Annotated in this window: 12 protein-coding genes; 8 read left to right on the top strand and 4 right to left on the bottom strand. The window is 70.7% G+C overall.

Translation table 11 applies throughout. From position 1 onward, the window contains the following. Positions 1-183: 183 nt before the first annotated feature. The 5 genes from dnaK (at position 184) to ACFY1S_RS14050 (ending at position 4,932) form a co-directional block, all read left to right on the top strand. Entirely contained in the window at positions 184-2,061 is a 1,878-nt protein-coding gene (dnaK, locus tag ACFY1S_RS14070; RefSeq protein WP_387116951.1) for a molecular chaperone DnaK, read from the top strand. A 47-nt stretch (positions 2,062-2,108) separates the two neighbouring features. Next, complete coding sequence (gene grpE / locus ACFY1S_RS14065; RefSeq protein ID WP_387116948.1) at positions 2,109-2,867, top strand: nucleotide exchange factor GrpE; 759 nt, start codon at positions 2,109-2,111, stop codon at positions 2,865-2,867. Between the two features lie 82 nt (positions 2,868-2,949). Beyond that, complete coding sequence (dnaJ, locus tag ACFY1S_RS14060) at positions 2,950-4,137, top strand: molecular chaperone DnaJ (RefSeq protein WP_387116945.1); 1,188 nt, start codon at positions 2,950-2,952, stop codon at positions 4,135-4,137. Between the two features lie 30 nt (positions 4,138-4,167). Beyond that, positions 4,168-4,608 carry a heat shock protein transcriptional repressor HspR gene (locus ACFY1S_RS14055; RefSeq protein WP_030332087.1) on the top strand — a complete coding sequence of 147 codons (441 nt, stop codon included), beginning with the start codon at positions 4,168-4,170 and terminating at the stop codon, positions 4,606-4,608. Between the two features lie 129 nt (positions 4,609-4,737). After that, complete coding sequence (locus ACFY1S_RS14050; RefSeq protein WP_387116942.1) at positions 4,738-4,932, top strand: hypothetical protein; 195 nt, start codon at positions 4,738-4,740, stop codon at positions 4,930-4,932. A gap of 77 nt (positions 4,933-5,009) precedes the next feature. Here the strand turns inward: ACFY1S_RS14050 and ACFY1S_RS14045 are convergent, their stop codons facing one another. The 3 genes from ACFY1S_RS14045 to ACFY1S_RS14035 form a co-directional block, all read right to left on the bottom strand. Further along, positions 5,010-5,441, bottom strand: a complete 432-nt coding sequence (locus ACFY1S_RS14045) for a hypothetical protein (protein ID WP_139583603.1) — start codon at positions 5,439-5,441, stop codon at positions 5,010-5,012. Between the two features lie 143 nt (positions 5,442-5,584). After that, positions 5,585-6,796, bottom strand: coding sequence for a cation:proton antiporter (locus ACFY1S_RS14040; RefSeq protein ID WP_387116939.1), 1,212 nt, complete (start codon positions 6,794-6,796; stop codon positions 5,585-5,587). A 5-nt stretch (positions 6,797-6,801) separates the two neighbouring features. After that, positions 6,802-7,302 (bottom strand): TrkA C-terminal domain-containing protein, encoded by a 501-nt coding sequence (locus ACFY1S_RS14035; protein WP_364369831.1) that lies wholly within the window; start codon positions 7,300-7,302, stop codon positions 6,802-6,804. Between the two features lie 240 nt (positions 7,303-7,542). Here ACFY1S_RS14035 and ACFY1S_RS14030 point away from each other — a divergent pair, with 240 nt between their 5' ends. Further along, positions 7,543-7,800, top strand: a complete 258-nt coding sequence (locus ACFY1S_RS14030; RefSeq protein WP_387116936.1) for a hypothetical protein — start codon at positions 7,543-7,545, stop codon at positions 7,798-7,800. Positions 7,801-7,871: 71 nt separating this feature from the next. Here the strand turns inward: ACFY1S_RS14030 and ACFY1S_RS14025 are convergent, their stop codons facing one another. Then, on the bottom strand, positions 7,872-9,005 hold the full coding sequence (locus ACFY1S_RS14025; RefSeq protein ID WP_387116934.1) for an epoxide hydrolase family protein: 1,134 nt from the start codon (positions 9,003-9,005) through the stop codon (positions 7,872-7,874). 85 nt (positions 9,006-9,090) lie between these two features. Here ACFY1S_RS14025 and ACFY1S_RS14020 point away from each other — a divergent pair, with 85 nt between their 5' ends. Continuing rightward, positions 9,091-9,735 carry a TetR/AcrR family transcriptional regulator gene (locus ACFY1S_RS14020; RefSeq protein ID WP_387116931.1) on the top strand — a complete coding sequence of 215 codons (645 nt, stop codon included), beginning with the start codon at positions 9,091-9,093 and terminating at the stop codon, positions 9,733-9,735. Positions 9,736-9,820: 85 nt separating this feature from the next. Beyond that, a complete protein-coding gene (clpB, locus tag ACFY1S_RS14015) occupies positions 9,821-12,412 on the top strand; it encodes an ATP-dependent chaperone ClpB (protein WP_387116928.1) in 2,592 nt (863 codons plus the stop codon). Positions 12,413-12,464: the final 52 nt, after the last annotated feature.

Here is a 12,464-nt window from a genome sequence, read left to right as displayed (position 1 = left end):
CCGGACGGTAGTAACGGGTGGGTTGCGTCGGGTCGGCTCAAGTCGACTTGACGATTCGCCGGGGCGTGGCACTATTGAGTCAAGTTCACTCAACTTGTGGTGTGGTCCGCTGCGGGCGGTGCCCGCCAGGCAGCGCGGGCGGTGCCCGTCACCTGCACAACCTTACGAAGTGAGGAAGCGAAGATGGCACGTGCGGTCGGTATCGACCTCGGCACGACGAACTCCTGCGTCAGCGTTCTCGAGGGCGGTGAGCCCACCGTCATCGCTAACGCGGAGGGCTCGCGGACGACCCCGTCGATCGTCGCGTTCGCCCGCAACGGCGAGGTGCTCGTCGGTGAGGTCGCCAAGCGCCAGGCGGTGACCAACCCGGACCGGACGATCCGCTCGGTCAAGCGCGAGGTCGGCACGAACTGGTCCGTCGACATCGACGGCAAGAAGTACACCCCGCAGGAGATCTCGGCCCGGACCCTGATGAAGCTCAAGCGGGACGCCGAGGCGTACCTGGGCGAGCAGATCACCGACGCGGTGATCACCGTTCCGGCCTACTTCAACGACAGCCAGCGCCAGGCCACCAAGGAGGCCGGTGAGATCGCCGGCTTCAACGTGCTGCGGATCGTCAACGAGCCGACCGCGGCCGCCCTGGCGTACGGGCTGGACAAGGGTTCCAAGGAGCAGACCGTCCTGGTCTTCGACCTCGGCGGCGGCACCTTCGACGTGTCGCTGCTGGAGCTTGCCGAGGGCGTCATCGAGGTCAAGTCGACGAGCGGTGACAACCACCTCGGTGGCGACGACTGGGACCAGCGGATCATCGACCACCTGGTCAAGACGTTCCGCGGTGAGCACGGCATCGACCTCGGTCAGGACAAGATGGCCCTCCAGCGGCTCCGTGAGGCCGCCGAGAAGGCCAAGATCGAGCTGTCGGCGGCGACCACCACCAACATCAACCTGCCGTACATCACCGCCGGCTCCGCCGGCCCGCTGCACCTCGACGTGACGCTCAGCCGCGCCGAGTTCCAGCGGATGACGCAGGATCTGCTGGACCGCTGCAAGGGCCCGTTCGAGCAGGCCGTCAAGGACGCCGGGATCAAGATCTCGGACGTCGAGCACGTCATCCTCGTCGGTGGCTCGACCCGCATGCCCGCCGTGACCGACCTGGTCAAGCAGCTCACCGGCCGCGACCCCAACAAGGGCGTCAACCCGGACGAGGTAGTCGCCGTCGGCGCCGCCCTCCAGGCCGGTGTGCTCAAGGGTGAGGTCAAGGACGTCCTGCTGCTCGACGTGACCCCGCTGAGCCTGGGCATCGAGACCAAGGGCGGCATCTTCACCAAGCTGATCGAGCGCAACACCACGATCCCGACCAAGCGCTCCGAGGTGTTCACCACGGCTGACGACAACCAGCCGTCGGTGCTCATCCAGGTGTTCCAGGGTGAGCGGGAGATCGCGGCCTACAACAAGAAGCTCGGCACCTTCGAGCTGACCGGCCTTCCGCCGGCGCCGCGCGGCGTGCCGCAGATCGAGGTCGCTTTCGACATCGACGCCAACGGCATCGTCAACGTGCACGCCAAGGACCTGGGCACCGGCAAGGAACAGAAGATGACGATCACCGGCGGCTCCTCGCTGCCGAAGGACGACATCGAGCGGATGCGCCGGGACGCCGAGGAGCACGCGGAGGAGGACAAGCGTCGCCGCGACGACGCCGAGACCCGCAACGTGGCCGAGGCGCTGCAGTGGCAGACCGAGAAGTTCCTCGCCGAGAGCGGCGACAAGCTGCCCACCGAGAACCGGGAGCAGCTCAACGAGGCGCTCGGCGAGCTGCGCGGCGCCCTCGGTGGTCAGGACATCGAGAAGATCAAGTCGGCGCACGAGCGGCTGGCGCAGGTCTCCCAGCAGGCCGGTTCGCTGCTCTACGCCCAGCAGGCCGAGCAGGGTCAGCAGCCGGGCGGCGAGGCCGGCCCGGGTGCGACCGGCGCGACCGGTCCGACCGGCCCGCAGGCCGGCGGCACCGGTGGCGGCGACGACGTCGTCGACGCGGAGATCGTGGACGAGGACGGCAAGAAGTGACCGTCGGCCTCCGACACGAATCCACGGCGAAGGGATGAGGTAGCCGCATGACGCAGAAGCCACGAGCCGCCGACCCGGGCGACACCGGGTCGACGCCGGGTGGCTCCGCGCCCACGGAGCCGAACACCGGTGCCGAGGAGCGGGTCGTCATCCGCAACAACCGCAAGATCAGCGACGCGACGGAGCCGGAGGGCGCGGCCGCCGACGCGGGGAGTGACCTTCCCGCCGAGGGCCTCGTCGAGGACGCCGAGATCGTGGTCGACGAGATCGAGGTCGAGGTCAACTCCACCGACGGTCCGGAGCCGTCCGGCCCGCCGGTGGTGGACGCCCCGGCGAAGCCGGCCGACGGCGGTGCCCCCGGCACCGCGCTCGGTGCCGAGCTGGAGGCGCTGCGGGCCGAGCTGGACGAGCGGACCCGCGACCTGCAACGGGTGTCGGCGGAGTACGCCAACTACCGCAAGCGGGTGGACCGGGACCGCAGCCTGGTGCAGGAGCAGGCGACCGGCTCGGTGCTCGCCGCGCTGCTGCCGATCCTGGACGACCTGGACCGGGCCCGGGAACACGGCGACCTGGTCGGGCCGTTCGGCACGGTGGCGGAACAGCTCACCACCGCGCTCGGCAAGTTCGGTCTGAACGCCTTCGGCGAGCAGGGCGACCCGTTCGACCCGACCCGGCACGAGGCGGTCGCGCACCAGACCTCGACCGAGGTCAGCGAACCGACCTGCGTGCAGGTCATGCGGCGCGGCTACCAGCTCGGTGAGCGGCTGCTGCGCCCCGCTCTCGTCGCGGTCGCGGATCCGGAATAGTGCGAGACGGTGACCGGGCCGTCCCGCCCGCCGCGCGGCGGGCGGGACGGCCGGGCCACGACTGTTGGAAGGGGGTGGACCGGTGAGTTCGAAGGACTGGCTCGAGAAGGACTTCTACGCCGTGCTCGGCGTGGACAAGGCCGCCTCCGCGGATGACATCAAGAAGGCGTACCGGAAGGTGGCGCGGGAGTCGCACCCGGACCACAACCCGGGCGACGCCAAGGCCGAGGAGCGGTTCAAGGCCGCGTCCGAGGCGTACAACGTGTTGTCGGACGCCGGCCGCCGCCGGGAGTACGACGAGATGCGTTCGCTGTTCGGGTCGGGCGCGTTCCGGCGCAACGCCCGGAGCGGCGGCCAGCCGGGCGGTATGCCGTTCGACGTCTCCGACCTGTTCGGCGGCGGCGCTGCCGGAGGTGGTGACCGTCGCTTCGGCGGTGCCGGCTTCCAGGACCTGTTCAGTTCGATCTTCTCCGGTGGGCAGGGCGCCGGGCAGGCCGCGCCGCGCGGTCCGGCCCGTGGTCGGGACGTCGAGACCGAGGTGGCGCTCGACTTCGGCGACGCGGTACGCGGGGTGACACTGCCCCTCACGCTGCGGGCCCCGGGTGTCTGCGACACCTGCCACGGCAACGGCGCCAAGCCCGGCACCCAGCCGCGTACCTGCCCGGTCTGCCACGGCGCCGGGGTCACCACCCGCAACCAGGGGTCGTTCAGCTTCTCCGAGCCGTGCCGCAACTGCCAGGGCGTCGGCACCGTGGTCGAGGAGAAGTGCCCCGAGTGCCACGGCAGCGGTGGGGTCACCAAGACCCGCACGATGAACGTGCGCTTCCCGGCCGGGGTGGCCGACGGCCAACGCATCCGGCTGGCCGGGCGCGGTGAGCCGGGCGAGCGCGGCGGTCCGGCCGGCGACCTGTTCGTGCACGTCAAGGTCCGGCCGGACGAGCTGTTCGGGCGTACCGGTGACGACCTGACCCTTACCGTGCCGGTGACGTTCGCGGAGGCAGTGCTCGGCACGGACCTGCGGGTGCCCACGCTCGACGGCGCGGTGACCCTGCGGGTGCCGCCGGGTACGCCGAGCGGCCGGGTGCTGAGGGCGCGGGGCAAGGGTGTGGTGCGCCGCGACGGGCAGGCAGGCGATCTGCTTGTCACGTTGGACGTGGTGGTGCCGGCTCGACTGTCCGACGAGGCGCGTACGGCGTTGGAGGCGTTCGCCGAGCAGAGTCCGCCGGCTGCGCGGGAACATCTCGACGCTCGGGTGCGTCGGGTCAGTTAGTCCGGTGGGATGGACGCGGAGGTGAGCGGCATGTCGGGCGAGTTCCTCGGTTCGGGTGACCCTGCCTACGAGGCCAAGGTGCTGATGATCTCGGTCGCGGCGCGGATGGCGGGGATGCATCCGCAGACCCTGCGCCAGTACGACCGGCTGGGGCTGGTGCAGCCCGGTCGGGCGGCCGGTGGTGGGCGTCGGTACAGCGTGCGGGACGTGGTGCTGCTGCGCGAGGTGCAGCGGCTCAGCCAGGACGACGGGATCAACCTCGCCGGGGTCAAGCGGATCATCGGGCTGGAGCGTCTGCTGGAGCAGGCGCAGCAGCGGGTGGCCCGGCTGGAGGCGGAGTTGGACGCCGCGTACCGCCGGGTGGCCGAGCTGGAGTCGCTCGCCCGTTTCCCGGGCCGCGATCTCGTGCCCACCAATCGCACGTCCACCGCGCTGGTGGTCTGGCGGCCCCGCCGTACGCCCGATCGCTGACCTCTTCTTCGCTTTTTCCGGCCCGGCCCGCGCCCCGATTTCCCGGCGCGGGCCGGGTCGTTTCCGTTAACTTGTCAATACAGGTCCAACCGGCTTAATTCGGACCTGTCGGCATGGCGAGGGGGAGCAGTGGCGGAGCCGGCGAAGAAGGTTGCCCAACAGGCCGAGGAACGGTTGGAGAACCTGGCCGACACCGTCCGCGAGAAGTTCGACAAGGTCACCGAGGGAACCTTCCGGGACCGGATCAAAGAGGGGCGGTTCGCGGACCAGACCGACCACGGCGTCGACCAGGCCCGAGCCGAGACCGAACGCAAGCGGGACTGACCGGTGACCGACGTGCGGGCCGGGACCCACGGGGGGTCCCGGCCCGTTCGCCTTGCTGACTCCCTGCCGCGACCAGCTCAGCCGAGGCGGCGGTTCTCGCGGACCAGGCCGCCTTCGCACCAGTCCCGGTAGACGAACAGATCCGGGCGGGCCAGCAGCACGCGGCCGTTGTGCGCCCAGATCTTCATCAGCTCGTCGCCCTCCCGCTCGGCCTGCTCCACCAGCTTGCGGAAGCGGCGCTTGGGGTGGGCGCGGAATTTCGTCCGGATGCCGTCGGCCGCGTAGATGTAGAGGCAGTGCAGCGCGAAGCGCCGGGCCGGGCAGGTCGGGTCCATTGCCAGATCGAAGAGCGTCAGCACCAGCCGGTCACCGGAGACCAGGAGGTCCCAGTCCGGTGGCATGGAAGCCAACGGCACCGAATCGGGCTGGTACGCCCAAGCTCGCAACTCCGCCGGAGTTGGATCGACGGGGTTGGCGAAGCCGTGGAACGTCGACTCCTGCACGCTCACCGGCCAACCTTCCGCTCTCGCCCGCGGGTGGGCACGTGCCCACCCCGCGAACGCTGGCTGCTGGGGCGAAACGGTAACCCGCCGCCGGGTGCTGCGGTAGTCCCCGTGCGGAGCAATTCGGCAACCGTTGGCCGGAACGCGCGTCAGTCGTGAACCGGAACCACCGCCGCCCGGTTGGCCGCCGCGGCGGCGCGCGTACGCAGCCACCGCTTGAACCACGGGAAGTCCGGCATCCGGGCCACGATCGGCCCGGTCACCACGGTGATCAGGACGTACGTCGCCGCGAGCGCGGCCAACCTCGGCTCGACGCTCCCGGCCGCCACCGCGAGGCCGGCGATGACGATGGAGAACTCCCCACGGGGTACGAGTGCCAGGCCGGCCCGCCAGCGACCCGGTTCGGCGATGCCGACCCGGCGGGCCGCGAGGTAGCCGGTGAGCGTCTTCGTCGCCATGGTGACCACGGCCAGCGCGAGCGCCGGAAGCAGCACGGGCGGGATGTCATGTGGGCTGGTGGTCAGGCCGAAGAAGACGAAGAACACCGCGGCGAACAGGTCCCGCAGGGGCGACAGCAGTTCGGTGGCGTGGTGTGCGACCGGACCGGAGAGCGCGATGCCGACCAGGAACGCGCCGACCGCCGCCGACACCTGGAGCTTCGCGGCGATGCCGGCGATCAGCAAGGTCAGACCGAGTACGCCGAGCAGCAGCGCCTCCGGGTCCTTCGCCGACAGGGCGGACGAGATCAGGTGGCCGTACCGGATGGCGACCACCAGCACGATGAGCACCGTGCCCACCGCGACGGTGAGTGCGATACCCCCGCCGAGCAGACCGGTTCCGGCCAGGACGGCGGTGACAAGCGGCAGGTAGAGCGCCATCGCCAGGTCCTCGATGACGAGCACCGACAGGATGACAGGGGTTTCCCGGTTACCGAGCCGACCCAGGTCGCCGAGGACCTTGGCGATCACCCCTGAGGAGGAGACCCAGGTGATGCCGCCGAGCACCAGGGCGGCCACCCAGTCCCAGCCGAGCAGCAGCGCGAAACCCGCGCCGGGGAGCGCGTTGAGGACGCCGTCGATCACCCCGGCCGGGGCGGCCGACCGCAGGTTGCCGACGAGTTCGTTCGCCGAGTACTCCAGGCCGAGCATCACCAGCAGGAGGATGACGCCGATCTCGGCGCCGACCGCGAAGAACTCCTCGCTGGCATCCAGCGGCAGCAATCCGCCGTGCCCGAAAGCGAGCCCGGCCAGCAGGTAGAGGGGAATGGGCGAGAGGCCGAAGCGCCGGCTGAGCCGGCTGAGGAGCCCGAGCAGGAGAAGGAGCGCGCCGACCTCGATGAGCAGTGTGGTGAAATCGTGCATCCGCCTCAGCCGTCCGGGTCACTGTCGGCGAGGATGGCGGACACGCCGTCGAGACCCCTGCGGGTCCCGACGACGACCACCACGTCACCGGCCGCGAAGCGGAACGAGGGAAGCGGCGAGACGATGACCTCGCCGTCACGCAGCACCGCCACGATGGAGGCGCTGGTGCGGGTACGCGCCTTGGTCTCGCTGAGCTGCCTGTTGACGTACCGCGACCCCGCCGTGATGGCGATCTGCTCGGTGAGCAGGCCGGCGGCCTGCTCGCGGAGCCCGGAGAGCTGACCGAGCATCAGCGACGCGCCGAGGATGTCGGCAAGCGCCTCCGCCTCGTCGTCGGTCAGCGGGATGTCCGCCTGGCAGGAGTCGGGGTCGTCGGGATCGTAGAGGACCAGGTCCCGGCGACCATTGCGGTGGGAGACGACGCCCAGGCGGCGTCCGGACTCCGTCACCAGATCGTGACGTACCCCGATCCCGGGTAAGGCGGTCTGCTCGACACGTACTCGCACCCACCAAGGCTACCGCCTCGTTAACAAACGGCAGATCTTGGACGCTGATCGGCAGCGCAGCCTTGATCGACTCGACATCGCCGATGTGGGGGTATCCAGCGAGCGGGACACCCCGACATCGGCGATCTCGTGTCGATCTAGAGCCGTCGACCCGTCAGGAGGTCGGTGGCTTCTCCGCCACGAACACGCCGACGCCTTCCAGCGAGGACCGTCAGCCATGCCTCACCGATTGCGGCGGCGATGACCGGGCGCTTCGTCATCCACCTGCCGATCTCCGCGCCGGACCTGGCCCGCGCCAAGATGCTGGGCCGGACCGCCGGCCGGTCGTTGGCCTTTCTGGCCCGGATCGACCTCGGCGGGATCACCGTCTCGGCCGAGGACGACCAGGGCGTACGGCACTGGGTCTTCTGCGACCGACGGCTGGAGGGTGGCCGGCGCTGCGTGCTCCGCGCCGACCACGAGACGCCCTGGACCGCCCGCCTACCCCGGCTAGCCTGATCGACTCGACATCACGGAAGTCGGGGTGTCCGAGAGATCCGGACACCCCGACTTCCAGGAAACCGAGTGGATCAGAGCTGCGCGAAGAACTCGCGGATGTCGTCGACCAGGACGTCGGTCGCCTGGTGGGCGGCGTAGTGGCCGCCGACGTCGCCGCGCCCATCGACGTCCGTGCCGTACGCCGTCCAGCGGACGATGTTCGCGTGGTCCCGCTCGGCGAAGCGGCGGATGGACTGGAAGTCGCCGGGGAACATGGCCACCGCGGTGGGCGCCGTCGTCGGCTCGGCCGGCTGCTCGTCGGTGTGCGCGTCCTCCCAGTAGAAGCGGATCGCCGAGGCGGCGGTGCCGGTGAACCAGTAGAGGGCGACGTTGGCCAGGATGAACTCGGCGTCCAGGCTCTCGTCGAAGAGTTGCGCGTTCCAGGCCAGCAGCCCGACGGGCGAGTCGGCCAGCGCGTACGCCAGGGTCTGCGGCTGCTGGCTGTGCACCTGGTTGAAGGAGAACTTGTTCTCGTAGAACCACTGGAGGTGCGCCAGCGCCGCCTGGTCCGCCTCGGACAGGTCGGCGAACTCCGCCGGGTCGCCGGACGGGAACGAGAAGATCTGGGTGACGTGCACGCCGAGCACGTGCTTGCGGTCGATCCGGCCCAGCTCCGGCGAGATCAACGAGCCGCCGTCGTTGCCGACCGCGCCGTAGCTGTCGTACCCCAGGCGGTTCATCAGCTCGGCCCAGGCGCGGGCCGTGCGGTGCCGGTTCCAGCCGGCGCTGCGGGTGGGGCCGGAGAACCCGAAGCCCGGCAGCGACGGGATGACCACGTGGAAGGCCGGCGCTGCCGGGTCGTTCGGCTCGGTGAGCGGGCCGATGACGTCCAGGTATTCGAGCACCGAGCCCGGCCAGCCGTGGGTGAGCACCAGGGCGGTGGCGTCCGGCCGGGACGACCTGACGTGCAGGAAGTGGATCTGCTCGCCGTCGATCTCGGTGACGAACTGCGGGTGGGCGTTGAGCCGGGCCTCGACGGCTCGCCAGTCGAACCCGTCGCGCCAACGGTCGGCGAGCGCGCGGACTCGGTCGCCGCTCATCCCGTACGTGTCGCCGACGCCGGGCAGCTCGGCGGGCCAGATCGTGCGGCCAAGTCGGGTGGCCAGGTCGTCGAGGGCGGTCTGCGGGATCTCGACGCGGAACGGGCGGATCGCGGTACCGGTCATGCGGGGCTCCTTTGGAACGGAATGTTTCGTTCTGTTAGAACAGTAGCAGACCGGAACGATCCGTTCCACTGTTACTGTGGGAGCCATGCCGACGACTTCCGGAAACGCGCTTGCCGGGCGCCGGGCGCAGGCCGCCCGCAACGACGAGGTGATCCTCCAAGCTGCCCGCGCCGTCTTCCTCGACGACCCGAAGGCCCCGATCGCCGCCGTCGCCGAACGAGCCGGCGTCGGCATCAGCGCGCTCTACCGGCGGTACGCGGGCAAGGAGGCGCTGCTGCGTCAGCTCTGCCACGACGGGCTGCGCCGCTACATCGCCGTGGCCGAGGAGGCGCTCGCCGAGCCGGACGACTGGGCCGCCTTCGCCGGGTTCCTGGCCCGGGTGGTCGACGCCGACGTGCACTCGCTCACCGTCCACCTGGCCGGCACGTTCGCCCCGACCGAGGAGATGGGGCGCGACGCGGTACGCGCCGGGGAGCTGGCCACCGCACTCGTCGACCGGGCGCACGACAGCGGCCGGCTGCGCCCCGATGTCGTGGTGCAGGACCTCGGGCTGCTGCTGGAGGCCTGCGCCGCGGTCCGCGTACCCGATCCGGAACGGACCGGGCAGCTGCGCCGCCGGCAGCTCGCGGTGTTGCTGGCCGGCCTGTCCACGGTGCCGGACTCCGACCCGCTGCCCGGCCCGCCCCCGGCGGCTGGTGAGTTCGACTGGCGGTGGCGGCAGCGGACGTGACGGCCGCCACAGGCTAAGGTTGAGTGGAATACGCTCAACTCTGGTTGCGTCCAACCCAGTGGACAACGCCGATCCGGGGGAGCCCATGAACACGGAAAGACTCACCACCAAGAGCCGCGAAACCATCACCGGTGCCGTCGCGCTGGCCAACCAGCGCGGCCACGCCACAGTGGAGCCCTGGCACCTGCTGCTGTCCCTGCTGGACACCGACGGCTCGACCGCCGCCGGCCTGCTGCGCGCCGTCGGGGCCGACCCCGCCGAGCTGCGCCGGGCCGCCCAGCGGGCGGTCGACGCCCTGCCTGCGGCGCGCGGCTCCAGCATCGCCGAGCCCACACTGGCCCGCGAGTTCGTCAACGCCATCGGCGCCGCCGAGCAGATCGCCCGGCCGCTTGGCGACGAGTACACCTCCACCGAGCACCTGCTCGCCGGTCTGGCCCGGGTGGGTGGCACGGTGTCCGGCGCGCTGAAGACCGCGGGCGCCACCGAGGAGGCCCTTGTGGCGGCCTTCCCGACCGTCCGGGGCGGGGACCGGCGGGTCACCACCGCCGACCCGGAGCAGACCTACCAGGCCCTCAGCAAGTACGGCGTCGACCTGACCGCCAGCGCCCGCGACGGCAAGATCGACCCGGTGATCGGCCGGGACTCGGAGATCCGCCGGGTGATCCAGGTCCTCTCCCGCCGTACCAAGAACAACCCGGTGCTGATCGGCGAGCCCGGCGTCGGAAAGACGGCGATCGTCGAGGGTCTCGCCCAGCGGATCGTGGCCGGCGACGTCCCCGAGTCGCTGCGCGACAAGAAGCTGGTCTCACTGGACCTCGGCGCGATGGTCGCCGGCGCGCAGTACCGGGGGCAGTTCGAGGAGCGGCTGAAGTCCGTCCTGGAGGAGATCAAGAACTCCAACGGGCAGGTCATCACGTTCCTCGACGAGCTGCACACGGTCGTCGGCGCCGGCAAGGGTGAGGGCTCGATGGACGCCGGCAACATGCTCAAGCCGATGCTCGCCCGTGGTGAGCTGCGGATGGTCGGCGCCACCACGCTCGACGAGTACCGGGAGCACATCGAGAAGGACCCGGCGCTGGAGCGGCGCTTCCAGCCGGTGCTTGTCGGCGAGCCGACCATCGAGGACACCATCGGCATCCTGCGAGGGCTCAAGGAGCGCTACGAGGTGCACCACGGCGTACGGATCACCGACGCCGCGCTTGTCGCCGCCGCCACCCTCTCCGACCGTTACATCACCGACCGGTTCCTGCCGGACAAGGCGATCGACCTGGTGGACGAGTCCGCGTCCCGGCTGCGGATGGAAATCGACTCCCGGCCGGTCGAGGTCGACGAGATCGAGCGGGCGGTCCGCCGGCTGGAGATCGAGGAGATGGCCCTGGCCAAGGAGCCGGACGCGGCCTCCGCCGAGCGGCTGGAGCGGCTGCGCAAGGAACTGGCCGACAAGCGCGAACAGCTCACCGTGCTCTCCGAGCGGTGGCAGACCGAGAAGAGCCACATCACCAAGCTCTCCACCGCAAAGGAGGAGCTGGAGCGCCTGGGCGGCGAGGCCGAGCGGGCCGAGCGCGACGGCGAGCTGGAGCGCGCCGCCGAGCTGCGCTACGGCCGCATCCCCGCCCTCAAGGTGGAGCTGACGCAGGCCGCCGAGGAGTTGGCCCGACTCCAGGCCGACGGCGCGATGCTCAAGGAGGAGGTGGGCGCGGACGACATTGCGGCCGTCGTCGCCTCCTGGACTGGCATCCCGGCGGGACGGCTGCTGGAGGGCGAGACGGCCAAGCTGCTGCGCATGGAGGAGTCGCTGGCCAGCCGGGTGGTCGGCCAGGCCGAGGCCGTGAGCGCGGTCTCCGACGCCGTACGCCGGGCGCGGGCGGGTGTCGCCGACCCGGACCGGCCGACGGGCAGCTTCCTCTTCCTCGGCCCCACAGGTGTCGGCAAGACCGAGCTTGCGAAGGCGCTCGCCGAGTTCCTCTTCGACGACGAGCGGGCCATGGTCCGCATCGACATGAGCGAGTACGGCGAGAAGCACTCGGTGGCCCGCCTGGTCGGCGCACCGCCCGGCTACGTCGGCTACGAGGAGGGCGGTCAGCTCACCGAGGCGGTGCGCCGCCGCCCGTACTCGGTGATCCTGCTGGACGAGGTGGAGAAGGCGCACCCGGATGTGTTCGACGTACTGCTCCAGGTGCTCGACGACGGTCGGCTCACCGACGGTCAGGGCCGCACTGTGGACTTCCGCAACGCGATCCTGATCCTCACCTCGAACCTCGGGTCGTCGGTGATCAGCGACCTGACGCTCGCCGACGAGCAGCGCCGGGAGGGTGTGCTCGCCGTGGTCCGGTCGCACTTCAAGCCCGAGTTCCTCAACCGGCTGGACGACATCGTGGTCTTCGCCTCGCTGCGGGGGGACGACCTGCGGTCCATCGTCGACATCCAGCTGGACCGGATGCGCAGGCGTCTGGCGGATCGCCGACTGGCGCTGGACATCACCGAGTCCGCGCGCCAGTGGTTGGCCGAGCACGGCTACGACCCGATCTACGGTGCCCGCCCGCTGCGCCGCCTGGTCCAGACGGCCATCGGAGACCAGCTGGCCAAGGCCCTGTTGAGTGGGTCGGTCCGCGACGGCGACACGGTGAAGACGGACCTGGACCCCGCCACCAACACCCTCACGGTGACCCCGGCCTGACAGCGCCCCACGCCGGCCTGCTGCGGCGACGATCAAGAGGTTTGCGTCATCG

Source organism: Micromonospora sp. NPDC000663, from assembly GCF_042898105.1.
In the GTDB taxonomy this organism is placed as follows: domain Bacteria; phylum Actinomycetota; class Actinomycetes; order Mycobacteriales; family Micromonosporaceae; genus Micromonospora.
This window is presented reverse-complemented; position numbering and strand designations above follow the sequence as displayed.

Coding starts and splice junctions, on each gene's coding strand:
- dnaK (WP_387116951.1), top strand. CDS start 184: ATGGCACGTGCGGTCGGTATCGACCTCGGCACGACGAACTCCTGCGTC.
- grpE (WP_387116948.1), top strand. CDS start 2,109: ATGACGCAGAAGCCACGAGCCGCCGACCCGGGCGACACCGGGTCGACG.
- ACFY1S_RS14055 (WP_030332087.1), top strand. CDS start 4,168: ATGTCGGGCGAGTTCCTCGGTTCGGGTGACCCTGCCTACGAGGCCAAG.
- ACFY1S_RS14040 (WP_387116939.1), bottom strand. CDS start 6,796: ATGCACGATTTCACCACACTGCTCATCGAGGTCGGCGCGCTCCTTCTC.
- ACFY1S_RS14030 (WP_387116936.1), top strand. CDS start 7,543: ATGACCGGGCGCTTCGTCATCCACCTGCCGATCTCCGCGCCGGACCTG.
- ACFY1S_RS14025 (WP_387116934.1), bottom strand. CDS start 9,005: ATGACCGGTACCGCGATCCGCCCGTTCCGCGTCGAGATCCCGCAGACC.
- ACFY1S_RS14020 (WP_387116931.1), top strand. CDS start 9,091: ATGCCGACGACTTCCGGAAACGCGCTTGCCGGGCGCCGGGCGCAGGCC.
- clpB (WP_387116928.1), top strand. CDS start 9,821: ATGAACACGGAAAGACTCACCACCAAGAGCCGCGAAACCATCACCGGT.